The 24,966-nt window shown below is 58.2% G+C and carries 22 protein-coding genes and 1 pseudogene; 13 read left to right on the top strand and 10 right to left on the bottom strand.

The features are described 5' to 3' along the window. Positions 1-193: 193 nt before the first annotated feature. A complete protein-coding gene (locus AS189_RS18640; RefSeq protein ID WP_062292405.1) occupies positions 194-769 on the bottom strand; it encodes a hypothetical protein in 576 nt (191 codons plus the stop codon). A gap of 253 nt (positions 770-1,022) precedes the next feature. Between AS189_RS18640 and AS189_RS18635 the strand changes: the two genes are divergently transcribed. The 10 genes and pseudogenes from AS189_RS18635 to AS189_RS18590 all read left to right on the top strand — a co-directional run bounded on the left by AS189_RS18635 (position 1,023) and on the right by AS189_RS18590 (position 13,057). After that, on the top strand, positions 1,023-2,093 hold the full coding sequence (locus AS189_RS18635) for a LacI family DNA-binding transcriptional regulator (protein WP_062292400.1): 1,071 nt from the start codon (positions 1,023-1,025) through the stop codon (positions 2,091-2,093). Positions 2,094-2,174: 81 nt separating this feature from the next. Then, positions 2,175-3,851 (top strand): ABC transporter substrate-binding protein, encoded by a 1,677-nt coding sequence (locus AS189_RS18630; RefSeq protein ID WP_062292397.1) that lies wholly within the window; start codon positions 2,175-2,177, stop codon positions 3,849-3,851. Positions 3,852-4,029: 178 nt separating this feature from the next. Further along, entirely contained in the window at positions 4,030-5,007 is a 978-nt protein-coding gene (locus AS189_RS18625) for an ABC transporter permease (RefSeq protein ID WP_062292393.1), read from the top strand. An 8-nt stretch (positions 5,008-5,015) separates the two neighbouring features. After that, on the top strand, positions 5,016-5,972 hold the full coding sequence (locus tag AS189_RS18620; protein ID WP_062292390.1) for an ABC transporter permease: 957 nt from the start codon (positions 5,016-5,018) through the stop codon (positions 5,970-5,972). Beyond that, entirely contained in the window at positions 5,969-6,928 is a 960-nt protein-coding gene (locus tag AS189_RS18615) for an ABC transporter ATP-binding protein (protein ID WP_062292387.1), read from the top strand. The genes AS189_RS18620 and AS189_RS18615 overlap by 4 nt, the downstream gene beginning before the upstream one ends. Continuing rightward, on the top strand, positions 6,925-8,010 hold the full coding sequence (locus AS189_RS18610) for an ATP-binding cassette domain-containing protein (RefSeq protein WP_062292383.1): 1,086 nt from the start codon (positions 6,925-6,927) through the stop codon (positions 8,008-8,010). The genes AS189_RS18615 and AS189_RS18610 overlap by 4 nt, the downstream gene beginning before the upstream one ends. Continuing rightward, the gene (locus AS189_RS18605; RefSeq protein ID WP_062292380.1) at positions 8,007-9,563 is read left to right on the top strand and encodes a glycoside hydrolase family 32 protein; all 1,557 of its coding nucleotides are present in this window, start codon (positions 8,007-8,009) and stop codon (positions 9,561-9,563) included. Before AS189_RS18610 ends, AS189_RS18605 begins: the two co-directional genes overlap by 4 nt. 249 nt (positions 9,564-9,812) lie before the next feature. After that, complete coding sequence (locus AS189_RS18600) at positions 9,813-10,736, top strand: carbohydrate kinase family protein (protein WP_062292376.1); 924 nt, start codon at positions 9,813-9,815, stop codon at positions 10,734-10,736. Positions 10,737-10,933: 197 nt separating this feature from the next. After that, a pseudogene (locus tag AS189_RS18595) lies at positions 10,934-12,184 on the top strand (IS256 family transposase). Between the two features lie 420 nt (positions 12,185-12,604). After that, a complete protein-coding gene (locus tag AS189_RS18590; RefSeq protein WP_337589232.1) occupies positions 12,605-13,057 on the top strand; it encodes a heme-binding protein in 453 nt (150 codons plus the stop codon). 524 nt (positions 13,058-13,581) lie between these two features. Here AS189_RS18590 and AS189_RS18585 read toward each other — a convergent pair. Next, positions 13,582-14,580, bottom strand: a complete 999-nt coding sequence (locus AS189_RS18585) for an alpha/beta hydrolase (protein WP_062292371.1) — start codon at positions 14,578-14,580, stop codon at positions 13,582-13,584. 245 nt (positions 14,581-14,825) lie between these two features. On the opposite strand from AS189_RS18585, the gene AS189_RS20915 reads away from it, so the two are divergent. Then, positions 14,826-15,290: an MFS transporter gene (locus AS189_RS20915; protein WP_062292367.1), complete on the top strand. Its 465-nt coding sequence runs from the start codon at positions 14,826-14,828 to the stop codon at positions 15,288-15,290. A 287-nt stretch (positions 15,291-15,577) separates the two neighbouring features. Here the strand turns inward: AS189_RS20915 and AS189_RS20910 are convergent, their stop codons facing one another. From AS189_RS20910 to AS189_RS18565, 4 genes are all read right to left on the bottom strand, one after another. Next, the gene (locus tag AS189_RS20910) at positions 15,578-15,739 is read right to left on the bottom strand and encodes a hypothetical protein (RefSeq protein ID WP_160320873.1); all 162 of its coding nucleotides are present in this window, start codon (positions 15,737-15,739) and stop codon (positions 15,578-15,580) included. Between the two features lie 143 nt (positions 15,740-15,882). Next, positions 15,883-16,323 (bottom strand): DUF2177 family protein, encoded by a 441-nt coding sequence (locus tag AS189_RS18575; protein ID WP_062292364.1) that lies wholly within the window; start codon positions 16,321-16,323, stop codon positions 15,883-15,885. Beyond that, positions 16,320-18,188 (bottom strand): AMP-dependent synthetase/ligase, encoded by a 1,869-nt coding sequence (locus tag AS189_RS18570; protein WP_062292361.1) that lies wholly within the window; start codon positions 18,186-18,188, stop codon positions 16,320-16,322. Before AS189_RS18570 ends, AS189_RS18575 begins: the two co-directional genes overlap by 4 nt. Then, entirely contained in the window at positions 18,185-18,646 is a 462-nt protein-coding gene (locus AS189_RS18565) for a MarR family winged helix-turn-helix transcriptional regulator (protein WP_062292358.1), read from the bottom strand. The genes AS189_RS18570 and AS189_RS18565 overlap by 4 nt, the downstream gene beginning before the upstream one ends. A gap of 143 nt (positions 18,647-18,789) precedes the next feature. On the opposite strand from AS189_RS18565, the gene AS189_RS18560 reads away from it, so the two are divergent. Continuing rightward, positions 18,790-19,659, top strand: coding sequence for a DUF1295 domain-containing protein (locus tag AS189_RS18560; RefSeq protein ID WP_062292354.1), 870 nt, complete (start codon positions 18,790-18,792; stop codon positions 19,657-19,659). A 356-nt stretch (positions 19,660-20,015) separates the two neighbouring features. On the opposite strand, the gene AS189_RS18555 is transcribed toward AS189_RS18560, so the two are convergent. Then, positions 20,016-20,867 (bottom strand): NAD-dependent epimerase/dehydratase family protein, encoded by an 852-nt coding sequence (locus AS189_RS18555; RefSeq protein ID WP_062292350.1) that lies wholly within the window; start codon positions 20,865-20,867, stop codon positions 20,016-20,018. 96 nt (positions 20,868-20,963) lie between these two features. Between AS189_RS18555 and AS189_RS18550 the strand changes: the two genes are divergently transcribed. Further along, entirely contained in the window at positions 20,964-21,350 is a 387-nt protein-coding gene (locus tag AS189_RS18550; protein WP_193393498.1) for a hypothetical protein, read from the top strand. Positions 21,351-21,647: 297 nt separating this feature from the next. On the opposite strand, the gene AS189_RS18545 is transcribed toward AS189_RS18550, so the two are convergent. From AS189_RS18545 to AS189_RS18540, 3 genes are all read right to left on the bottom strand, one after another. After that, positions 21,648-22,175, bottom strand: a complete 528-nt coding sequence (locus tag AS189_RS18545) for a DUF427 domain-containing protein (RefSeq protein ID WP_062292346.1) — start codon at positions 22,173-22,175, stop codon at positions 21,648-21,650. Positions 22,176-22,534: 359 nt separating this feature from the next. Beyond that, positions 22,535-22,702, bottom strand: coding sequence for a hypothetical protein (locus AS189_RS20320; protein ID WP_160320872.1), 168 nt, complete (start codon positions 22,700-22,702; stop codon positions 22,535-22,537). A gap of 323 nt (positions 22,703-23,025) precedes the next feature. Continuing rightward, entirely contained in the window at positions 23,026-24,939 is a 1,914-nt protein-coding gene (locus tag AS189_RS18540; protein WP_062292342.1) for a glycoside hydrolase family 127 protein, read from the bottom strand. Positions 24,940-24,966 lie beyond the last annotated feature (27 nt).

Here is a 24,966-nt window from a genome sequence, read left to right as displayed (position 1 = left end):
GCTGATCTGCGGCGATAGTATTCGTTGGTATTTACTTGCGGTTGTAGTGTCGACGGTTCAGTATCGGCTACTTCGGTTCGAATTTCCCATGTTCCGGGTTGCGGACCAGATTCGTTCGCTGCGGCGGAGTGGGTCACTCTGCCGCAGGCCGTGGATGACCTTCGGTAGAGCCTTTGATTCGTACTTGAAAGTGCTATCCATTGAGAGGTTCCGAATTCCGCAAATGCGCGCGGGATAGGAAGGACTGAGGGGTCCGAGACATGATCGGTACCGCCTCCCTATACTGGTTCCGCCGCGACCGGGTCGTTGACTTCCCCTCGGGGTACATCGAGAGTTTGACCGGCGCCAGCAGCCGGTCGATCGCCGCCGCGCTCATCGCCAGCAACTGGGTATGCACCTCCGGGCCATAACGGACCCACGCCCTGCCGAAAGAACCGGCACGTGCATGTGCTTTCATGCTGGCCAACGTGGATTCCATGACCGCGGCCAGGTACTTCCCGCACGGCTGCCCCGCCACAACCCACACCTGCTGGAGCACCTTCACCGTGTCATAGTCATACGTCGGCGGTCGTGGCCTGCGTCCCGCCATATGGGCCGACCATCGCCGCTTGAATGCCCTGCCGAGTTGGCGGCGGGCATTCGCCCCGGACCGGCCCACCTCGGCCACTAGCCGGTCCAGGATCTCGCCCTTGGCCTTCTTCGACGCCGCCCAATTCGCGCCGGCTTCCTTCTTCGTGATTTCCCTACGCGCAGACTTTCGTCTTCCCATGCATCCCTCCAGCACAACAAAGCACCCAACCATGCGCCAGAGATTTCGCGAGCACTCCTCAAATGAGGTACACACCCCATTACGCGAGCACTTTAGCTAAGTCTCGTCGTCCTCTTGACAGCGCGGAAGTAACGCGCGTAATCTAAATCACATCATCTAGTTGCGCGCGTTACTAGATGATTATTACTGGAACACACCTATCGCTGGAAGCTGGCACAACATCCAGCATCAACGAAGATCAACGGAGCTTTCAATGGCGAATACCACCAACCTGAGCAAGGCCGCGGCCGTGCGTCAGCGGGCGGTCACCATGAAGGATGTCGCCAAGCATGCAGGCGTCTCCAGGACGGCGGTCTCCTTCGTTCTGAACAATCGTCAAGACGCCAGCATCTCCGAGGACACCCGGGCCCGGATCAAAGCTGCCGTGCAGGCTTTGGGGTACCGCCCCAACGCCGGCGCCCGCGCCCTTGCCTCCCAACGCAGCGACTGGTACGGAATTGTCACCGAGATTGTGACAGCCCCCTTCGCCGTTGACACCATCAAAGGCGCCCAAGACCAAGCCTGGTTGGACCGCCGCTTCCTCCTGATTGCACCTTCTGACCAAGCCGATGCCGTAGGTCCAAACAAAGGCATGGAAGATGCAGCAATCGAAAAGCTGCTGGAACAGCGCGTCGAAGGTCTGCTCTACGCTGCAACGTTCCACCGTGGTGTCCATGTTCCCCAAAGCGCACATGAAGTTCCCACCGTGCTGATCAACTGCTTTGATATTGACGGCAAACTCCCCTCGATCGTCCCGGACGAACACGGAGGCGGCCGAGTTGCTATTGAACGCTTGCTCAAAGCGGGTCACCAGCGCATTGGTGTAATCAACTTGGATCCCATCATTCCCGCCTCAGTTGGGCGCTTGGCAGGTGCCCGCGAAGCCCTTGCCGAAGCCGGCCTGGAACTGGACCCCGAACTTATCGTGACCGGACATGCCACTGCCGACGGCGGCTATGATGCTGCGTGCCAGATTCTTGATCGCTACCCGGAAAAAGACCGCCCAACAGCGCTGTTCTGCCTCAATGACCGTATGGCCATGGGCGCTTACGACGCGATCAAGGAGCGGGGACTACGAATCCCCGAGGACATTGCCGTGATCGGCTTCGACAACCAAGAGCTCATTGCGGCCTATCTAAGGCCCAAGCTCACAACGGTTGCGTTGCCCTTCCAAAAAATGGGCGCCCTCGGCGTCCAAACGCTCGCCATCCTTACAGCAGGACAGTCGATTGTTGCTAATCAGCAACTAGTCGACTGTCCGCTGCTAGAACGCTCTTCGGTCTGACCGCGAAATCAATTTCGAAGAGCTAAACCCCACCCACCCCTTCACCTTGCTGATGAAGAATAGGAAAGAGATAACTCCATCATGGCACAACTGAGATTTTTGACGTCCACCCGCATCGCCGCGGCCGGACTGGCAGTCGGCGCAATGTTGCTGACAGGCTGCGTGGCCACCGTCGACAAACCCACCGGCGCGGACGCCGCAGCGAACGCGAGTGCATTCCTCACCATTCCTCGCGAGGACATGAGCACCTTTGACAAGAACTTCAACCCCTTTGCCCCGGCCGTGAACCCCATGGTCAACCAGGCAATCTATGAACCCATGATGGTCTTCAACCCGGCCAAGGGAGACACCACTCCGTGGCTCGCCACCGAATGGAAGCCCGCCGCCGATGGCAAATCCATTACCTTCACCCTGCGTGACGGCGTGAAGTGGTCTGACGGCAAGCCGCTCGTTGCTGACGACGTTGCTTACACCTTCGAGCTTCAGAAGAAGCTCAAGGGTGGCTTCGAATACCTCGTCGGCGCCAAGGCAGAAGGCACCAACAAGGTTGTGTTCACCTTCAACAAGGCATGGTCTCCCGCTCTCTACGAAGTAGGCCAGTTGCCCATCCTGCCCAAGCACATTTGGTCTGCAATCGCCGACCCAGGTAAGGACCCCAACGCCAAGCCCGTTGGCACTGGCCCGTACACAGAGGTTGACTCTTTCCAGGCTCAGTCATACGTGCTGAAGAAGAACCCCAACTACTGGCAGCCGGAGAAGCAGAAGATTGCAGGCATCAAGATGCTCGCCATGTCAGGCAACGATGCAGCCAACTTGGCAAGCGTAAGCGGAGACGTGGACTGGTCCAACCAGTACATCCCGAACATCGAAAAGACCTTTATCTCCAAGGATAAGGATCACCGCCGCTACTGGTTCCCTCCCACAGGTTCCATGATCAACTGGCAGCTGAACACCACCAAGGCCCCGTTCAACGACCCCGAGGTCCGCAAGGCTTTGAGTATGGCCGTTGACCGCGACCAGGTGACCAAGATTGGTATGAGCGGTTACGCCCAGCCGGCTGACTGCACCGGCCTTTCCGGCAACTATGACAAGTGGAAGAACCCGGCAGTTAAGGACAACTGCACGTGGACCAAGCTGAACGTAGACGAGGCCAACAAGGCCCTCGACGCCGCCGGCTACCCCAAAGGGTCTGACGGCTTGCGCACCTTGAAGGACGGAAAACCGTTCGAGTTCAAGATCTCCGTTGGTTCTTCCTCCTCGGACTGGCTCTCAGTAGCCAACGTGATCGCCCAGAACCTCCAGACCGTTGGCGTCACGGCCAAGGTTGATTCCCCTGACTGGGCCTCGGTTGTTGCCAGCTACGAACAGGGCACCTTTGACACCGGTATTGTCTGGAGTGCCAACGATCCAAGTCCGTTCAAATACTTCAACAACGCCATGGGCAGCGCCACCGTCAAGGCTGTTGGCACTAAAACCTTCGACAACTATCACCGTTTCGGGGACAAGCAGGCAGATGTGCTCTTGAACGAATTCGTTGCCGCCGGTGACGAAGCCAAACAAAAGGAAATTGCCAACAAGCTCCAGGAAGAATACAACGCCGTAGCCCCGCTGGTGCCGTTGTTCTCCGGTCCTGAATGGGGTAACTACACGGACATCCACTTCAGCGGATGGCCCACAGAAGAGAACCCTTACGCGACACTGAGTGACCGTTCTCCCACCACGGTGCTGGTTCTCACCACCTTGGAACCCAGCAAGTAGCACTACCGCCGCACGGTGGCGCGCCGCTCACTGCAGGTGAGCCGCGCCGCCACCGGGCGCGCACCATTACCGTCTCAAACACCAAACTTCTTGAGCCGCAGCGTAATGGTCTGCCATCTTTCCCGGCCGTGAACACCCGCGGTTCCGGCCACCCGCACTTACCGAACGGAGGGAATCCGTGCGCTTTATCCTGCGCCGTCTGGGTTTCTACCTGATCGCCTTCTGGGCCTCAATTACCCTAAATTTTTTGCTTCCCCGCTTTATGCCGGGCGACCCCGTCTCACGCATGTTCGCCCGCACGCAGGGCAAGATGCAGCCGGAACAGCTCGACGCACTCCGCAAGTTGCTCGGTGTGGACGACCGCCCCATTTGGGAACAGTACGTCGACTACCTGCACAACATCGTCACCGGCAACATGGGCATTTCTATTTCCCGCTTTCCCACCCCGGTCACGGAAGTCATCGCCGGACAGATTGGCTGGACTCTCCTTCTGGGTGGAACCGCACTGGTGATTGCCGCCGTTCTGGGTAACCTTCTCGGTATCTTGGCCGCATGGCGACGCGGCGGGACTATTGACTCCGCCTTGCCGCCCATCTTGATCTTCATCGGATCCTTCCCTTACTTCTGGCTCGCCATGGGCGCCCTGTACCTTTTTGGTGTGATTCTGGGCTGGGCCCCGCTGCGGCACGCCTTCAGTGACGGCCTGGAACCTGGCTTCTCGTGGGAATTCATTTCCGACGTCGGAGCCCACCTTGTGCTCCCAGCCTTGACGATAGTTTTGGTCTCCGTCGGTGGGTGGATGCTCGGTATGCGCAACACCATGATTGCCACCAACTCCGAGGACTACATCACCATGGCCGAGGCCAAGGGCCTGCGCCCGGGACGCATCATGTTCCGTTACGCAGCTCGCAACGCCATGCTCCCCTCCGTCACAAGCTTTGGCATGAGCCTTGGCTTCGTAGTCGGTGGCGCCATGCTCACCGAGGTGGTCTTCGCTTACCCCGGTGTTGGCTACCAACTCCTCACCGCAGTACAAGGCCTGGACTACCCGCTGATGCAAGGACTCTTCCTGACCATCACCGCCGCTGTACTAATAGCCAACTTCCTGGTGGACATCCTCTATGTCCGACTCGACCCGCGTGTACGCAGCAACTAGGGATCATCATGACCACACTTATTGAGCCCACTCCGGAGCTCCGCAAAACAAAACCAAAACAGGGCCTGGTTCACGGCTTGTTTACCAACACCAAAGCCATGGTCGGCGCCACCATCCTGCTGATCTTTATTGCTCTGGCATTGTTGGCACCGCTCCTGTTTCCAGGTGACCCGTCCCGGATCACGGACATGGCAAGTCTTGAACCCTCGCCCGAACACTGGCTGGGCACCACCGCCAAAGGCCAGGACGTCTTGGCTCTGACCGTGCACGGCTCCCGCAGCTCGCTGCTGGTGGGTCTGACGGTAGGTTTCGCCTCAACCTTCGTGGGCATCCTCGTGGGACTGGCAGCGGCATACTTCGGCAAGTTCATTGACGAGTCCCTCTCCCTGATCACCAACGTATTCCTGCTCCTGCCCGGACTGCCCCTGCTGGTGATCCTCGCAGCATTCTTGCCGCCGGGACTGGGCACAGTCATTGTTGTCCTGATCATCACCGGTTGGGCCGGATCAGCACGTGTGCTCCGCGCCCAAGCACTTTCCATCCGTTCCAAAGATTTCGTGGCAGCAGCAGTGGTCTCCGGTGAACGCGCCGGGCGGATTATGTTCCGTGAAATCTTGCCCAACATGGCCTCAATTGTCATGGGCACCCTGCTGGGCTGTGTCATCTACGGCATCGGCGCACAGGCCGGCCTGGAGTTCCTTGGCCTGGGTGACACCAGCACCGTCTCATGGGGAAACAACCTCTTCTGGGCCGGCAACGAAGGCGCACTCCTGACCGGCAGCTGGTGGGTATTTGTTCCCTCAGGTTTGTGCATCGCACTTGTGGCCTTCGCCTTGTCCCTGATCAACTACGCGGTCGACGAAGTCACCAACCCGCGCCTTCGCAAGATCAAGGCACCCAAGCCCGCTGCCGTCGTCGTACCTGCAACCGCGGCATCCACCCCCGAAAGGAGCGTCACAAAATGACCGTCTCCCAGACATCCCTCGGCTCGCATGAGCCAGTTCTTGAAGTCAAAGATCTCACCGTGAAGTACATCGGCGACACCCGCTCCACCACCGCCGTGGACCGCGTCTCCTTCAGCATCGGCACCGGCGAAGTTTTTGGGCTGGCCGGCGAATCCGGTTGTGGAAAGTCGACCATTGCCAACTCGATCATGCGGCTACTCAAGGACCCGGCGAAGATTGCCGCCGGCAGTATCCGCTTCGGCGGCAAAGACGTCCTGGCCATGAACACCGAAGAGCTCCGGCGCTTCCGCTGGCAAGACGTGGCCATGGTTTTCCAGTCCGCCATGAACTCGCTCAACCCGGTACTGACCATTGGTGAGCAGATCACAGACATCTACTCCACCCACGCCGGCTACTCCCGCAAAGAATCCCTGCACCGTGCGGGCCAGCTGCTCGAACTCGTGAGGATCAACCCCTCGCGTCTTAAATCCTATCCGCACCAACTTTCAGGCGGCATGCGCCAGCGTGCAGTCATCGCCATGGCCGTTGCTCTCAAGCCGTCACTGCTGATTTTGGATGAACCCACCACGGCACTTGACGTGGTGGTGCAGCAGGAAATCATGGCCCAGATCAAAGAACTTCAGAGTGAACTGGGTTTCTCGGTCCTGTTCATCACACACGATATGTCCTTGATGGTGGAGTTATCCCACCGCATGGGTGTGATGTACGGGGGGCGGATCGTGGAAACGGCCAAGGCATCGGAAATCCACACCAACCCGCAGCATCCCTACACTCAAGCGCTCATGGGCGCTTTCCCTCCCCTGACCGGTCCGAGAGTTCCCCTGACCGGTCTGGCCGAGGGCGTGAAGTTCCGCAACATCCCAGATCTTGCTGAAGTATTCCCAGGTCATTTTGTGGCCCCCTCCGGAGACTCTCCGGCGATCACCCCAGCCGTCCTCGAAGGAGTTGCACAATGAGCCACTCAACAATGCATTCCTCAACTCGGCCCACAGATGACACCCCGGCACTTGAAATCCGTGGCTTGGGCAAGCAGTTCCCCCTGGGTGGACTGTTCTCCAGGGAATCGGTCCGTGCTCTGCACGGTGTTGATTTGTCCTTGGGCCGTGGCGAGATTGTGGCCCTCGTAGGCGAGTCAGGTTCCGGCAAAAGCACCCTGGCGCGCTGTGTTGCCCGCTTGGAGCGACCCACCACCGGAGAGATCCTGTTGGACGGTGTTGACGTTCTCAAGCGCGATCGATTCCAGGCGTCCCGGGCATTCCGCGCCCAGGTTCAAATGGTGTTCCAGGACCCCTTTGGCTCTTTGAACCCAGCGCATCGCATTGAGCACTTCTTGCGCCGCTCCTTGACGATCCACGGCAAAACCGGCGGTTCCGAGAAAGAAACCCAGCGACGCCTCGAAGAACTCATCACCACGGTTGGCCTGCAGCCGGACATGCTCAACTCCTACCCGCACGAGCTCTCCGGCGGGCAGCGTCAACGCGTTGCTATTGCTCGGGCGCTTGCGGTGGAGCCGGAAGTTATTCTGGCTGACGAGCCCACCTCCATGCTGGATGTTTCGGTGCGGATCGGTGTGCTGAACCTGATGCGTAAACTGCGCGATGACAAGGGCATCTCGATGCTCTACATCACCCACGACCTCGCCTCCGCCCGTTATTTGGCTGACCGAATTGCAGTGATGTTTGCCGGGGAAATTGTTGAACAGGGCGAGTCCCTGGACCTTTTGGCCAACCCGGCCCACCCATACACCCAACTTTTGGTCTCGGCGGTGCCGGATCCGGCCCGTGCCGGCTCCTATGATCCTGTGCGCCGTGCAGAACTGCGCCAAGCAGTGATGGCGTCTACCTCGTGTGCTCTCGAAGGCGATCCGAACCAGGCCTGTTCTTCCGAAGAGCCCGTCCGCCATCAAGTGGGGGATCCGGAGAACCGGCACTGGGTGCGCTGTCACCTGTACCGTCCGTGGGCTGGAGCCGGGGGACACGCATTGGCAGGCGAACCTGCACTGCCCGCCGACGACACTGAAATGAAGGTTTCCGCATGACCGTAATTGCCCACCCGCTCGCTACCGTTCCGCAGGGTGAACTGATCGCACGGGCGGAGGCTGACCCGCTTCGACCGCGCTTTCACTTTGTTTCCCCCGCGGGCTGGCTCAACGATCCCAACGGCGTCAGCCAGTGGAATGGTACGTACCACCTCTTTTACCAGTACAACCCTGAGGGTGCTTTCCACCACCAGATCCAGTGGGGACACGCCATCAGCACAGACCTGGTGACGTGGAAGGACGTCCCGGTAGCTTTGGAACCGTCCGCGGGTCCGGATGCCGAGGGCTGCTGGTCAGGTGTTCTAGTGAACGACGGCGGGACACCCACCTTGGTGTACTCGGGACGCCTCGGCGAACACGAACTGCCCTGTGTCGCTGTGGGTACCCCGGACTTATTGAACTGGACCAAAATATCCGAAAATCCGGTTATTTCCGGGCCTCCCGCCGGCGTTGAGGTCACTGCCTACCGCGATCACTGCGTGTGGCGTGAAGGCACCAAATGGCGCCAGCTGATTGGGTCCGGTATTCGCGAACGGGGCGGAACTGCGTTCCTTTACGAGTCTGATGACTTGCGTTCTTGGGACTACATTGGACCCTTGTTCATTGGCGATGCCTCACACGGTGACCCCGCTGACACAGACTGGACCGGGACCATGTGGGAGTGTGTGGACTTGTTCCGCGCCGGTGGCGGATCATTGGGTACTGCTGCCGAGGAGGGCTCACCGGACGTGTTGGTTTTCTCAGCATGGGACAACGGCGACACTCGCCACTCGCTCTACTGGACAGGCCGCTACGCCGGAGACAGTTTCGAGCCAGCAGCGCTGCACCGTTTGGACTACGGCGGACGCTTCTTCTACGCGCCCCAATCGTTCCAGGACGAGTCCGGGCGCCGGGTGATGTTTGGCTGGATGCAAGAAGGCCGCAGCGATGAGGCGATGGTGGAAGCTGGCTGGTCCGGCGTGATGAGCTTGCCCCGGACAGCGACTGTAGCGAAGGACGGTTCGCTGTTCTTCGCTCCGGTTCCGGAAATCGAGCAATTGCGCCGGGATCACCGCAGTGTGGTCGCGCAGGTTTTCACTGACGCTTCGTTTCCTCTGAACAGCGAGTTCTCCGGCAACCAACTCGATCTGGAATTGGATCTTAAACTCCAGACCGGTGCCGTGTTCAAGCTCGGAATTCTCGCCTCTGCCGAGCTGAATGATTCTGGGCGCGCTCGAGAAGAAACCATTATCGAGCTCGCCTGCAGCACCGACGGATCGCCTGCAGGAACCCTGCGTCTGGACCGCACCCGCAGCAGCCTCGATTCCGAGGTTGATGTAGAGGACAAGTCCGGACCGGTTTCCATGCCGGAGGGACGAGTTCACTTGCGTGTCATTGTGGACAGGTCTGCTGTGGAAATTTTCGCCAACGGCGTTGCCCTGACCGGCCGCATCTATCCCACCCTGGGCGGCAAATCCGTCACCCTCACCGCCGAAGGTACAGCCGAATTGGTGCGCTTTGACGCATGGGACATGGCTGATTCACAGCAAGAATCCCGAACGCTCTTTCCCTAGACCGGGGCGTTACCTCTGGTGAGGGCGCGGTTTCGCAGAAGCCGCGCCCTCACCGGACCATCGCACTGTCCATTGCCTTCACCGCTCCCTCCTGAACAACCTGACACGCAAGAAATTCGGTGTCCTGCATTAGATCCAACCATTGCGGCGGAACCATATGCAGGGGCTCCGCCGCAGGTATCCCTCACGACCAACGGCGGGCGATGAATTCAACTTCCGCCTGCTGACCACAACTTGAAAGTACTTACGATGAATCCTTCTGCCGCTGCTTCCGACGCTTTCGACGTAATTGTGGTCGGTGAAGCGCTAGTCGACGTAGTTCATGCCAATGGTGTTGTCTCCGAACATCCTGGAGGTTCGCCCGCAAACGTAGCCTTTGGCCTGGCACGGCTCGGAATGTCCACTGGATTCCTCACCGCCATCGGCAACGACGCTCGCGGTACCGCTATCCACGCCCACCTGACGGGCGCCAGCGTCACGCTTCTGCCGGGATCCCGGTCCAAAGACACCACGTCAACAGCCACGGCAACACTGGCCGACGACGGATCCGCCACCTACGCCTTTGACCTCACCTGGGACTTGGGCTCGGCCGCACTCGCATACCAGTCCAGGCTTCTTCATACTGGATCCATTGCGAGTTTTCTCGCCCCCGGAGCCGCGGCTGTAACGGCCATTCTGCAAACTTGCGCTGGAACCACTACCGTCACCTACGATCCGAACATCCGGGCAGATCTGCTCGGTAGCCACCACGAAGCACTCTCCATTTTCGAAGAACTCGTACCCCTCACAAACGTTGTCAAACTCAGCGATGAGGACGCGGCATGGCTTTACCCTCGTAAGACACCGGAAGAAGCGGGACAGCACATACTCGCGCTCGGTGCCGATCTGGCAGCAGTTACGCTCGGAGCCAAGGGCTCGCTGTTGATGACTCCGGACTCTGGCGTCATCGTCCCAGCGGTACGGTCGGTTGTTGCCGATACCATCGGTGCCGGTGATTCCTACATGGCCGCACTGATCTTCGGACTACTCACCAATAGCGCCGATGACTGGACACCGAGCGTTCTGGAATCACTCGGTCGAACAGCGACCAAGGCAGCTTCCATCACCGTTGGACGGCCGGGAGCTAACCCTCCCTCTCTAACAGAACTACAAGTTGGCCTTACCGAGTTGTAACAGCCACCGGTCGTCTCGAGATCCATGTCAGCACCCTTCGGGGCCCATTTCATTCCACCCCGTCGAAATCAGGACGGTTGCGTCCCGTGGAGTGGTGTAGTTCCCGGCGTCTGAGCTTCGGATTTCCGACGTGAAGAGCCATCGTGCGATGGTCAGTGAGTACCGATCAAAGAACTCACAAAGGACACAAACACACGATGGCTCTAGACCAGTCTGCCTTGCTCGACCTGCTTGGCCAACTTAAACTCACTGATGTCTCCGACCGGATCCGTACCGCGACCGAAACCTTATATCAACAACTCATCGAAGCGGAGGCCACCGCGTTCATCGGCGCCGGCCCCTTCGAACGCTCCGAGGCGCGCACTACCCAGCGCAACGGCTCCCGAAGCAGGACGTTGACGACCACAGCCGGGGACCTGAACCTGAAGATCCCCAAGCTGCGCCATGGATCATTCTTCCCCGCCATGCTCGAGCGGCGCCGTCGCGTTGACCAGGCCCTCTACGCAGTCGTGATGGAGGCCTATCTGCACGGAGTTTCTACCCGCAAGGTCGACGACCTAGTCAAGGCACTCGGGGCCGATACCGGGATTTGGCAAGTCCGAGGTCTCCCGGATCTGTGAGGACCTCGATCATGAAGTCGGTGCTTTCCGTAACCGTGACCTCTCGGCCCTGGACTACCCGTATGTTTTCCTTGATGCGACCTACTGCAAGGCAAGGGTCGGGCACCGGGTCGTCTCTCAAGCGGTCGTGGTCGCTTTCGGGGTGGCGGCGGACGGGCGACGAGAAGTCCTGGGCTTCGACGTTGGCGACAGCGAGAACGAAGGGTTCTGGACCGCGTTCCTGCGTTCCATGAAAACCGTGGACTAGACGGGGTGAAGCTGACGATCTCCGATGCCCACATCGGCTTGAAGAAGGCCATCGCCACGGTCTTCCAGGGAGCTTCCTGGCAGCGCTGCCGGGTGCATTTCATGCGAAACGTGCTCTCGATCGTGCCCAAAGGATCCCAAGACATGGTTGGCTCAATCATCCGGACCGCCTTCGCCCAGCCCGACGCCGAACACGTGAATACCCAGTTCGATGAAGTCGCCAGAATGCTAGAAAAGTCCCATCCCAAAGTCGCCGCAATGCTCGGCGACGCCCGAGAAGACGTGCTCGCGTTCACCGGCTTCCCAACCAGGCACTGGCGCCAGATCTGGTCTACCAATCCCATGGAACGGGTCAACAAAGAAATCAAACGACGCACCGATGTTGTCGGGGTCTTCCCCAACCCGGCAGCCCTGCTCCGACTCGCCGGCGCCGTCCTCGTCGAGCAACACGACGAGTGGGAAGCCGGAGACCGCCGCTACCTCTCCGAAGCCTCCATGACCGAACTCAAAACCATGAACACCACAACACCCACCCCAGTAGAAGAAGAAGGAATTTTGCTCCCAGAACTCACTGCAGCATAATCAAAGCACTGCCCCGCACGGTGTCGAGGAAAACTCCACCACTCCACGGGACGCAACCGAAACTAGGGACTGCCCAATCGCTATCAAGAAACGCTGACCCGATGGCTGTTTGTGGACAACCGGACGGCCCTGCGTGACGCTTGGTGCAACCATAGTGAATCTACAAGCCTAAAAATATGGCCTGCCACATTATTTGTTTCTTCACTGTGCGTCGAAATATTCTGCAGGGAACGGCATCGGCTGGCGCCCGGCATTGGCGGAGTACGGTGGTGGCATGACTGAACAACAGCCTTACCAAATGGTTCGAAAATACGATCAATTTGAGGTGCGCCGCTATCCCGAGCACCTACTTGCCGAGATCAATAGCGGGGGAGCTTTGAAGACGCCGGCAATCGCGGGTTCCGCGACCTCTTCGCCTATATCAGCGGAGAGAACCAAGTCACCCAAAAAATCTCGATGACGGCGCCCGTGGTGCAGGACCTCTCCTCAGAAATGCTGGAGATGACCGCTCCGGTTCTGCAGCAGGAGTTTGCGACTCAAGACGATAATCAGAGGACACCAAAGTTCCGGATTGCTTTCGTTTTGCCGGAAGGTTTCACGCTGCAGAACGCGCCTTCACCCACCAATCCGAACGTTCACCTAAGACCGGTCCCCGCCGGCCTTGTTGCAGTTATCCGCTTCAGTGGAGGCTGGAGCGTTCGGAACTATCAGCAACACCTACAGATGCTGAGAATTGCACTGCAGGAAACCGGACTGACCTCACTGGGAACACCTCGATTCGCCAGGTTTGATCCGCCTTTCAAGCCATGGTTCATGCGTCATAACGAGATCCTCCTCGATCTTGAAGAACCCAGCCCAAGTGGCAAGGACTAGCACCACAGAGACACCAGGGTATTTGGAAAGTGCTATGTCTGTTTGAACCAGCAACCACCGGTTGAAATGCCGTGCATTGCCTCGGCTCACCCACAGGGGCTACTCCCAGCGTCGGAGGCGAGGGACACGAAGACTGGGGACTAACGTCCGTGCCGGACAAAAAATACGGCAGCGCGCCTTCGTCTGCTCCCTCCTGGTGCACTTCAGCGGCGACTCCTCAGACCTAGCCGGAGGGCGGCTATGAAGTACCAGCTGACCGGGGGAGGCCGATGCATGTGAGGCTCTCCTGGAGATCCTTGCCGTCACCTCAGCTATGAACCGGCTCCTCATAGATGACCTGCACTAAATGCTAGTTGGCGGCAAGAACTACTGCGATCGAGAACCTCGATCTGGCGCTACGTTGGCGAGAGGAATTGCCGGTAACTGATTCGTAAGCTTCAACTTTCGATTCTGAAGGGGTAGTGGCTGCACCGGTTTCCCAGCTTTCTATTGCTCGGCGTCAGTCCGCCGCGGAACTGAAGGTGTTACTTGCTGAGTGATTCCACAAATGCGAGGCTGGCACGTGAAATTTCGGTGCGGGCGTCATCGTTGGAAATAGTTGGTTTGCCATCGCTAGCTTGTGGCCCGTAGTCTCCGAAGTTTGCGTGGACACCACCTTCTATCACTGTGAAGTTGGTGTCCTTGGGAAGCGTGTCCCTTGAAGCATTGATCTTTTCTGGGGTAGCCAATCCGTCGTTGGATGCGGAGATTGAGAGCACGGGTACAGGCAAAGTGCTCATGTCTGAGGCTGGGTAGGATGCGAAAAATATTACGCCGGCCACAGGGTCACCGGGTTCTTTGGAGAAAGCTTGGGCATCATTGGCGGTGACGACGCCACCGAGTGAATGGCCACCGAGTACCCAACGCTCTACGGGTGGGTGCTGGGTTCGTGCTGAGGTGAATGCGCCGGTGGACAGAAAAGCGATACCGAAAGGCTGTTTCGGAATGACAACAATGTGGCCACTTTTGGCCAGCGGTCGCAAGACCGCGGCGTAGGCCCGGGCATCAACGAGGGCTCCAGGCTGGAAGAACACCCCCACCTCGCTTGCGGTACCTGTTGGTGTCATCACTATTTGACTCGGGGTCTCGGTGACGGTGACGGTGTCATCAGATGTCATGGCCGCGAGGGCAGGAGGTGCGGCACTGTAGGGAACCAGCCACCAGATAAGGGCCAAGACCACACACGAGACCACTAGGCCGATCCCCCGCATGACTTTAAACCTGCGGCGGGTGGTTGCGCGAGCAAGCCAGGAGCGCGCGGCAACCACCGCACAGCTGATGAAAACAATTCCCAAGAGAATTGCATATGCGGGGTGGCCATGCACGAGCATTCCACCGGTGGAGATGGCCGCCCAGACGGTAACAGCAACGCCCAGGGTGGATACGCTGCGGACTGCCCAGAAAAGGAACGTATCGATGCGGGTAATGGCCCGATTGCCCCCAGCAGCGAATTCTGCGGGTGTATTCGGTTCCTCAATGGTCATTTTTTCGCTCCAAACTGACGACTAATACTGGACTTCATTCTCCCTCTAAGAGAGCTGCTAAGAGACACCTTGCATCCGGCTTGGATGAGAAAATTTTCGGCACGGGCAGTTAGGAGTTCACAAGAACAGCGCGCTAAGAGTCACCCGATGGTGTTGCGCGCGTGGAAGCAAAGAATGGCAGCAGATACGTAAAACTACGTTTGTGTTGACTTGGGGCCATCAGCTTGCCGGTGGCATTAATCATCATGGGCAGCACCATTGTTGCTGTTGCGGTGCCCGCGATCATCAAGGATCTAGGACTGAGCACCACAGAGGTGCAGTGGATCCAGGAAATCTACACCTTGGTGTTCGCGGCCTTGTGGTTGATCTCGGCACGGGCAGTACAGGGGATCGGTGGCTCGATGTTTCTGCCCACCACGCTCTCGTTGCTCAACGCCAACTTCCGTGGGAAAGAACGGACCATCGCCTTCGCCGTTTGGGGTTCTACCATCGGCGGCATGGCTGCCCTTGGCCCCATCGTTGGAGGCTGGCTCACCTCCTCTTTCTCGTGGAACTGGGCCTTCTTAATCAATGTTCCACTGGGGTTGGTTGCCGTCGGCGGTGTAGTGTACTTCGTGCTGAGTCCAGTGATGCAGCCATCGGGAAGCTTAACGATTATTCTGGTCCGCTCCTGTCCGTGGTGGGCTTTGGCTCGCTGGTCTTTGATCTGATCGAGGGCCGGCACTATGGATGGTGCAACTGGGTGTTGGTTTGGAAATCATTTCCGTTGCAGCCTTGGCCCTATTATTGAAGCCGGATTCTTCCACGTGGATGACCTCGGGAATTCTGTTTTTTCTACGGCATTGGGGTGGGTTTTGCCACTGCCCGTCAAGTGGTTCTGCATTGGGCCTCGCCATTCTGGGCACAGCATTGTTTAGCACTTTCAAAAATTCCACCGAAACCCAGGTTGCTGAGCTCATATCCCAGTTTCCGCAATTGCAGGGCGCGGTGGACTCAGTCACCAGTAGTTCCGGGGAACGATCGCGGCACTGGCGGGTAATCCACAGACCGTGGCTATATCGGAGGCAGCCCGAAATGCGCTGACCCAAGGGGTATCAGTGGCGGCATGGATCGCTGCGGCAGTCTTGACCTTGGGATTCTTGACAAGGCTAAGACTCAAACCCATCCACACAGCGGGCGTGAGCTCAACGCAGACTGCTGAACCCAGCGAAGAGACCGTTTAGTGACTCCACCTCCTAAGACCCCCAAGTAGCGACAGTGCTTCACTTAGCAAGAAGCCCCTCATTCTGCAATTGATCCTCGTTACAGCACGGGTTGCTGCTTGCGGCTTTTCCGAAGCGCCGTAGACACCATGAGTGTTAGCCACACCACCACGGCGGAGGCGCCAGTGCCCCAGAGGATATCGGTGATGGCAACACTGAGCGGAAAGTCCTTCAGGATTGAAAATGCCGTCAGGGCCCAGGTTGCGTAGCTGAAGAAGCCAAAGAGCGCCCCCGCGGCCAAGCGTTGGCGCAGCGGTGCTTTCAGCTCGAGTGGGCGGACGCCGTAGTGCACTATTCCTGCCACAAAGATCAAGTAAAAGAATCCAGCTCCGGCCAGTTGGGGCTCAGCGGCCATTAGGTCCGGGATGTTCCTCTGGTATTGCGGCAGCGCGACCGTAAGAATCCACACCACATCGATGACGGCGAAAATCACCGCCGCGAGAACATAATGCAGGAGCCATGATTTACTGCGTGAAGTCATACTTGGTGCCCTGTCTCTGCGTAAATTTTGTCAATGAAGTTCAGCGAACGGTCGGTAAAGATGTTCCGCTTGAGCTTCATGGTGGGGGTCACTAGCCCGTTGGCTTCACTGAGGTCGGCCACCAGCAACACGATCTTCCGCACCTGTTCCGAGCGGGCAATCTTGGAGTTAGCCGCGCCCACCACCTTGCTGATGGCTTTGCGCAGGCGAGCGTCGTCGATTTCCACGCAACCGCCGTCGTCGGGGGTTCTCAAGCTTTGGAGATCAGTGAAACCTTTACTTTGCGCCCATTCTGAGACGGAGCCGGAATCCAAGAGGACTAGTCCTCCTAAAAAGGGTTTGCCCTCGCCTACCATGACCGCGTGGGCTATCAGGGGGTCACTTTCCACATAGCCTTCCCAGATAGTGGGGGACACAGTCTTTCCTCCGGCGGTAACAATGACGTCCTTGATGCGGCCGGTGAGCGTTAGCCGTCCCTGATCATCGAGGACGCCGGTGTCGCCGGTGCGGAAGAAACCGTCCTGGAACGCGTGAGTGTTATCCGCAGGCCTGTTATATCCGGCAAAAACTCCAACTCCACGGGCTAGCACCTCGCCGTTCTCCGAGATGCGTATGGTGGTTCCAGGCATAGGCACGCCAACGGATCCTGACTTGATGGAGCCCGGCAGATTTCCCGTCAACGGCGCCGTGGTCTCTGTCAGTCCGTAACCCTCAATGACCGGTAAGCCCAGCCCCCGGAAGAACAGCGAAAGTTCGGCGTCCAGCGCGGCTGCTCCGGAGAGAAGGTATTCTAGGCGCCCGCCCACGAGTTTGCGGATGCGGGAGTAGAACAAACGGTCAAAGAGTGCATGCCGAACCCGGAGTGAGAGCCCAGCTTTACGGCTGGGATCGCTCTCGCGCTCCTGCGCCAGAAGCCCCCAGTCCACGGCGGTTGCCTGCGCCACTGACCACAGGCCCCCAAGGTTCTTCTTCGCGGCGGCACCAGCAGCGGACGCCTGAATCTTCTGCAGTACGCGTGGCACCACAACCAAAAATGTTGGCTTCAGAAGCCCCAACGCCGGCACTACTTCTTTGGTCTCGCTGAGATGGGCAATGCGCATGCCGTTGGCCAGGCAAATGAGTTGCAGGCCGCGGGCCAGCACATGGGCCATGGGGAGAAAAATGATGGTGTTCCCGGATTCCTTGACCACCTCTGTGTAGGCGCCAGCAACGCTGCGCACCTGGCCCACAAAATTTCCGTGTGTGATGAGTGCGCCCTTGGGGGCGGCGGTGGTTCCGGAGGTGTACACAATGGTGGCCACCGAATCTAGGGTGGCCAGCAGGCGCCGAGCCTCTAGGGCTTCTGGGGTGATATCCACGCCGCCATGGACCAGATCTGTCAGTGTGGGCCCCGCACCTGCGTCCATGGACCAGAGCTGCCAGCCGGACACGCCGGCCTGCGCAAATCCTTGCTCCAGTAGCTGAGCGTGTTCGGCAGTGCCAGCCACGGCGAAGCGCACCGAGGCGTCTTGAAGGATAGCCGATACCTGGTTTAGTGCTGATGTCTCATAGATAGGTACCACCACGGCAGAAGCAAACCAGGCGGCCATATCCATGAGGGCCCACTCATACCGGGTGGGTGACATGATGGCCAGGGTTTCACCGGGCTCCAACCCAGCGGCTATCAATCCCTTGGCCAAGGCTCGGACTTCAGTGACAAACTCGCGGGTGCTAACGCCCCGCCACGGATCGATGATGGAACTAAGGCTGGAACGAACCTCAAAGGCGATGTGATTTGGCGCGATGCGGAACCGCTGCATGAGCAGTTCAGTCGCATTGGGGTAATCGGCGTCTCCGGACAAAGCTGGTGTAGTGATCTCTTTCATGTGGCGTCCTTGCTAGAAAGTGTCTGCAGATGGGTGCGCATGAGGTCTTGTGTTACATCAAGAAAAGCAACGACCGTGCTGATTTGATCAGCCGGGAGGGCTTGGAGCTGTTCGGAGAGGACCGATACCAAAGGGAACGTCAGGTTCAAGATGCGCTGGGACGCTTCCGGGCTTGCTGACAAGGTCACCAAGCGCCTATCTGTTTCGCTGCGCTCACGAATCACATAACCGTGTAGTTCCAAGCGGTTCGTGATGGCTGTGGTGGTGGCGGCGGTACAGCCCAGTTCCTCGGCCAGCCGCCCGGAGGTGAGTGGTCCTGACTCCGCTAGCGCACACAAGGCCCTGTAATCCGTGAGATTTAGACCTAGTCTCAGTGCCATCGCCCGCTCACTTTCACGGACCAGAGCAACCAGGGCCCGGAGGGTTCCAGCAACGGACTCGCATGACGATTCGCTCACAGCTTTCCTCACATTCTTAGGCTTCAATCATACTCAATGGTCTTTGATCATCAAACCAATTTGAACAAGTTAGAGTGTATGGGGGAGATTCGTCACCAATGGAGTCTCCACTTACAGCCCGCAGTCAAGAGAGGTCACATCCCATGAAACAGTCCGATCGTAAGGCGCTCGCTATCTTTCCCGTGGTTTTGTTGATCGGAGCGCTACTTGCACTGGCTGGCAGCAGTGGCGGTAGCTTCATCGGAGCTATCCCCACCTTCACGCTCGCGGTAGCAGCTGCCATCGTGATCCAGTGGATCGTCTTCATACCCTCTTTCATGAAGCAAACCGAGAAGTTTTATGACATCACCGGAACATTGACCTATGTTTCCATAACCGTGATGATCCTCCTGGTGACGCCCGAGCTCGACGCGCGATCCCTGGTCTTGGGTGCCCTAGTTTTGGTGTGGACCTTGCGGCTAGGCATCTTCTTGTTCCGGCGTATCAGCAAGGCCGGTAAGGATGATCGCTTTGATGCACTCAAGCCCTCTTTTATCCGGTTCTTGAATGTCTGGACTATTCAAGGACTGTGGGTCACGTTCACGGCAGCGGCGGCGTGGGTTGCCATGACTTCCGGAAAATCGGTACCGCTTGATGGCTTTGCACTCGTTGGATTTGTCCTGTGGGTGCTGGGATTCGGCATGGAAATCATCGCTGACCAGCAAAAATCACGTTTCAACGCCGACCCCGCAAATAGGGGCAAATTCATTTCCACAGGTCTGTGGTCCGTCTCTCGCCACCCCAACTATTTTGGTGAAATCCTCTTGTGGATCGGCGTAGCCATCATTGCCTTCCCCGCACTGGAAGGCTGGCAGAACATTGCGCTCATCTCACCGATCTTTGTCATCTTGTTGCTGACCAAGGTCAGTGGCGTGCCGTTGCTGGAAAAGAAGGCAGAATCTAAGTGGGGCGGACAGGCTGACTACGAGGCCTACAAGGCGAAGACGCCAGTGCTGCTCCCCAAGTTCTTCTAGACCCACCGGCGAACGGTGCTCTTTGTCGGTACCGTGGTTTCCAGGCATCAAGACAGCACCGCAGCAGGGACAGCCACGCCAGCGAACATTTCATCGACGATGCGACGGCTGATTCCCCGCCTTCGGTACTGGGTAGGCTGCTCGCAGAAATTTCTTGGGTACGGTCGTTCGGGCCGCTCACAGGGCTGAAAGTACACGGCCGTTGCTCGCATCCAAAATTGAAGTGGCCGTCCTAGATTTCCTGCCGGTGGATCTGGCGTCCTCACCTAGGCCCAGTACTCCTGAACTTATTGAAGAGTGGACGTTGGCCGGAAGAGATTTTGACCTTTTTTGGAGATGAGCCGGGACAGACCCGATCAGGGGTGCCTTGTACCGATTCCGGATAGCAGGGACCTGTAGCCCTCGATGTAGCTAGGGAACGCGAACTGGAATCCGCTGGCTTTCAGGCGAGTGTTAGAACAGTATTTGTCGCCGCCGCGGGCGATGGGCACCGACCCTGTTGGTGGTTCGTCATAGCTCATTTCGTGAGCAAGAAAGCGAAAGACTTCTCCCAGATCTACGGGGTGTTCGTCTACGCCGAGATAGAGGTCGCTGGGGTTGGGAACCGTTAGCAGGTGGACTGCTGCGGCTGCGGCATCGTCGCGATGAATGCGATTTGTCAGGCGAGGGCTGTCGGGGATGACGGCTGTCTGGTTTGTGATGAGGTCGATGAGTCGAGTCCGCCCCGGACCGTAGATGCCGGCCAGGCGCAAGACAATACTGTTCGTGGAAGTGTCCGAGTAGCGGGCGTGAAGAATTGCCTCTGATTCCAGAGTAATCTTGCTGCTGAAAGAGTTGGGTGTGGCAATCGTGGTTTCATCAACATGGCCAGTTGTGTTTCCGTAGACAGTCGTAGACGAGACTAGAAGCACCTTTTCTGGCTTAATCTGATCCCGTTCAAGGGCATCCAGAACATTTGTCAGCCCTGTTATATAGGCCAAATGATAGGCCTCTTCGGTGTAACTATCTGCGGCGACGGCCACGATAACGATGCTGACGCTCTGAGGGATCGTTGGGAGCTTGTTAGCCAGATCTACGGATACACGTTCAAATTCTTGGGGGAGCACATCGGCCCTACGGCGCCAGGCAACAACGTCTTGTCCCGAGGCGACGAGTCGAAGTCCGATTTCCGTTCCAAGGTCTCCGCATCCCACAATCAAGATAGTCATAGGACTATCGTGCCAGAACACCTCCCCGCCGCAGTCATCGAAGTCAACCTGACTTCCGGCCGTCTACCGAAAGGTGAGGCCCGCAGAAAGGCACTAATGCTTCGAACTGCGATTGCTGCGATGGATGCTGCAGGTCAGAACTACACCCCTAGACCAGGCATCGTCTTCGCTGCGCTGGGTATATTGCTCGCGCTTGCCTGGGGCGTGACGACGATTGTCCGGCGAACCGTATTGTCCCATTGGGCCGCCGTGTCACTATGGGCTGGAATCATTACGTTGGGTGCGCCAGCATACTTTTTCATGTCGTTCGCCAACGTGAATTCCGTAGGCGATACCTACTCGGATGGGAACTCCGAGGAGGCATTCGCTGTGGAGGCACCCTTGTACATGGTCAGCGTAGCGGCGTTCCTTGTCGTCGTTGCAATGGTGGTGTTTGCGATGAGCAAGTCAACAGCATGGAAGAAGCCGTCGCCGGCTACATAGCTGTCAACGAAACATGCTTGTCTCCTTCTTGGCTGGCCGCAAGAGCGGAGGACCGAATCCCGGCTGGCAGCGAGGTGTGCGGCTGCCCTCGATGACACGGCCTGGTGGTAGTTTTTCCGCGACCGCAAGCGATGAGTGAGCGTGCCAGACAACACTGATTTTCCCTTATCGTAAATGCCCAAAAATGGAAGGCCATGTGGGTACATCGATCGTGTCGGCGCGGAACTGGAACCATTTATGGGTCAACCAGATACAGTTCCCAAGGCCCGATCTTGACGGAGGGTCGGGGCACTGCGCTCACCAGCCGGCGGTGCCCGGTCCACCCTTGAAGGGTCCAACGATCTGCGCGGTGATCCAACCGCCGTAGAAGTCGCCTTCTTGGAAGCTGACCTGCTGGCCGTTGACCTCGCAGGATTCCATTCGGCCTGGGTAGAGCGCCACGCGGGTACTGAGCATCTCGAAACCCAAGACTGGTTCAGGGTAGGTCCACCCGGCACGGGAAGCGATGATTCCGCCGGCCATGACGTCAAAGTAGTGTGCTTCACCCTTGTATTCGCAGATACTGGTGCCCGGAGCTGGGATGAGTACACCGGAGGGGAACGCGTCCAATGGCAAGTAGTAGACGGGAGGATGGCTCGTTTCTAGGACCCGCACGGCATCGGTGGTGTCGGCAATTACCTGTCCGCCGAGGCGAACAATGATCCGTTCCGATCTTGGCTCGACTTTTGGTGGTCGAGGGTAGTCCCATACCGATTCTTGACCGGCCTTGGGCTTGATGGGCTGGGGACGGCGAGAGAAGCCTGAATAACCTTTGGCAGCAGTCATATCCTCATCTTGCCATCTTTCGATGGGATGTCACCGTGAATGCCGGGGATGGTCTCGGCTGGTATATGGCTGAGGCTTCAATGCTCAATGTCGCATCCTTTCCCATTGGTTCCCCACCATGCGTGAATTTGAGTGTGAGGACTTGAGCACCCTTGGGGGACTCGGCAGACACGCCAAGGATCCGTCCAACTCCGTGCCAGTTCCGGCGACCTGCCCGGCAACGCACCTGTATTCGGTTTCCACATCATCCGGGATTTCCGACTTAACTGGGCTGCGCGCCAGCGCCCTCAGACCCATGCGTTTCCGGAGCATGATCCAGCGATCGAGGTCCTCTAGATAGATTAGGTCGAGACGCTGGTCTAGGCGCTGCGAACCCCCTCGAGGTAAACCCTCAGACCCCGTACTTCTGCCAATTCACCCGAACCTGCTGGCACCTCGACTGACAACTCGATGCCCGCGAAACATACGTCCGTGCTAGCGCTGGTAGCAACAATGAGATCACCAAAGGCCGAAATAATCGTCGTCATGGGATCACCCTACTAATGCTCCACAATTGGCGTACACAGCAAGGCGTGCCGGCTTGAAAAGACCTGACTCCCGGTCAAGACTCCGCACTAACCCTGGTATTCCTACTTCTCCGTAGACCACATGTGGAACCTTGGGTTCCGATCTAGGCCGCAACACGTCCAGTGTCAGCGAAAGGTGTGCCCGTTAGTCATTACCCGGGGCGGCGGCATCGGTTCTAGTCCAGCAATGGCCCAAGTGCCCCGGAAATACGGAGATCGCATGAATCTCCTGTAGCTCCCGGGACCCTTGTTGGTACGGCGCTAATAGTGCGGGACGTGGCGGATTACATGCCGGGGATCCAGACGCGCATAGCCGCCTGACTACGGTTTCCCCATCGGAAATAGGGAATCAAAGTCAGTGGACCCAGTTCCCGATCCTCTTCCTGTGTGGTTTGGCTCTGATTCGAGTACAAGGGACCACCGGCACAGCGGCGGACTATTCCGCCCTTGGCGATGATGGCCGGGACATCCAAACCGTCAGGCGCCCCAACGACCTCGAGCTGGGTCTTGAAGGGAAGATAGACGTCTTGAACGTCGACGCCATCGGGCAAATCAGCCTGCTCGAAGGCGTAGACGATCGGGCCGTTCCTCACCGCCATAGTCCCGCGTGATGCGTCTAGATATGGATGCGGCAGATCGATCACCGGAGTGGCATGGAAGTCGAGCTCGATGGAATGATTCACCGAGTTTGGCTCAAACACAAGGTATCCGTCAGCCTTCGCAGGGCCTGCTGCGGCCCCGTCGATCGTCACTGAATAGTCTTCCACCCAGGCCGGGACTCGAAGACGCAGTTCGACACCGAGTGGACGGTCGAGCGTGACGCTAACACGCCCATCCCACGGATAATCCGTTCTGATGGCAGCTATCGGGCTGTCCGGTTCGCACCCCAGAGCCACGTTTCCGTCGCTGTATAGGTGCACCTGCACGCCCCGATCGTTGCTCGTGGCCGCATAAGAGTCCAGGGAAGCTATGAGGCGGGCCAAGTTCGGCGGGCAGCATGCACAGCCAAACCACGATCGCCGGATCGACGATGCGTTCTCATCGGAGATATGCCCTTCGCGCACTTGCAGCCTATTGACGTAGAAGAACTCAGTGCCAGACATTGAAGTCGACGCGGCAATCACGTTATAGAGACCACGCTCCATTTCATCGGCGAATCGTGCCTCACCCGTGAGCAGTAACATCCGCCAGTTCCACATGAAATTTGCGATCCCCGCGCACGTCTCGGAATAAGCCCTGTCCGGTGGCAATTCATAGGCGTCCCCGAAGGATTCGCCACGATGACGGGAACCTAAGCCGCCCGTAATATACATTTTCTGTTGGTGAACGCTCAGCCAGATTCTCTCGAGCGCCGCCCCCAGCTCAAAGTCGCCCTCCTCAATCATGAGATCGGTGGCTCCAGCGGTCAGATACAGCTGGCGAACTGCGTGACCAACGGCCTCCGTGGCTTCTCGGATCGGCTCATGATCCAGAAAGTAGTCAGCTCCGAATTGGTCTGGACCCATGGTTTGGTACCCGCGCCTGTCGATGAAATGCCTCGCCAACTCTAGGAACCGGCGTTCCCCGGTAAGTCTCCACATTTCGACGAGAGCCGTCTCTATTTCCGGGTGACCATCCAGTTCGGCACGTGCTCCGGGTCCTAGCTCGCGTTCGACCAAGTCCACATAGCCGATGGCGATCTCGAGGAGCTCACACCGGCCCGTCGTCCGCGCGAACGCGATCGCTGCTTGGATCAAATGTCCCAGACAGTACAGTTCATGCGACCAACGCATGGCGGAAAGCTTCTGATCCGAGGTGCCACCTTGCACCCAGGTGTTGAGGTAGCCGTCTTCTGCCTGCGCCCGGCCAAGCAATGAAACGACCTCATCGACAAACACGTCGTAGTCCGAGGTGCCGGTTCGACCAATCTCCCAAGCGATCGCTTCGAGCGTCTTGTAGACGTCGGAATCAGCGAAGGGTGGGCCCCTGAACGAGGAGAGTGATTCCCCGATCAATCTGCGGAAGTTGTCCACGGCACCGGACGCTTCAATCTGCTGAATGCAATGGGGGATCGTCGCAGCCCTGTTGAGCTCCTGCCATGACCCGAGGAATCCGGAGTCGCTGAAGTGCACGTTTCCTCGTGGCAGCGGCAGCACGGCTGCATTACTCGATCGGGTCAGACCGGTAGGACCATGGTGCTCGGCGTGGATTGTCTGCATTGACGGAACTCCTTGCGATTAAGTGAT

The organism is Arthrobacter alpinus (genome assembly GCF_001445575.1).
GTDB classification, from domain to species: Bacteria; Actinomycetota; Actinomycetes; order Actinomycetales; family Micrococcaceae; genus Specibacter; species Specibacter alpinus_C.
The sequence above is the reverse complement of the archived record's forward strand: the minus strand, read 5'-3'. Positions and strand labels throughout refer to the sequence as shown.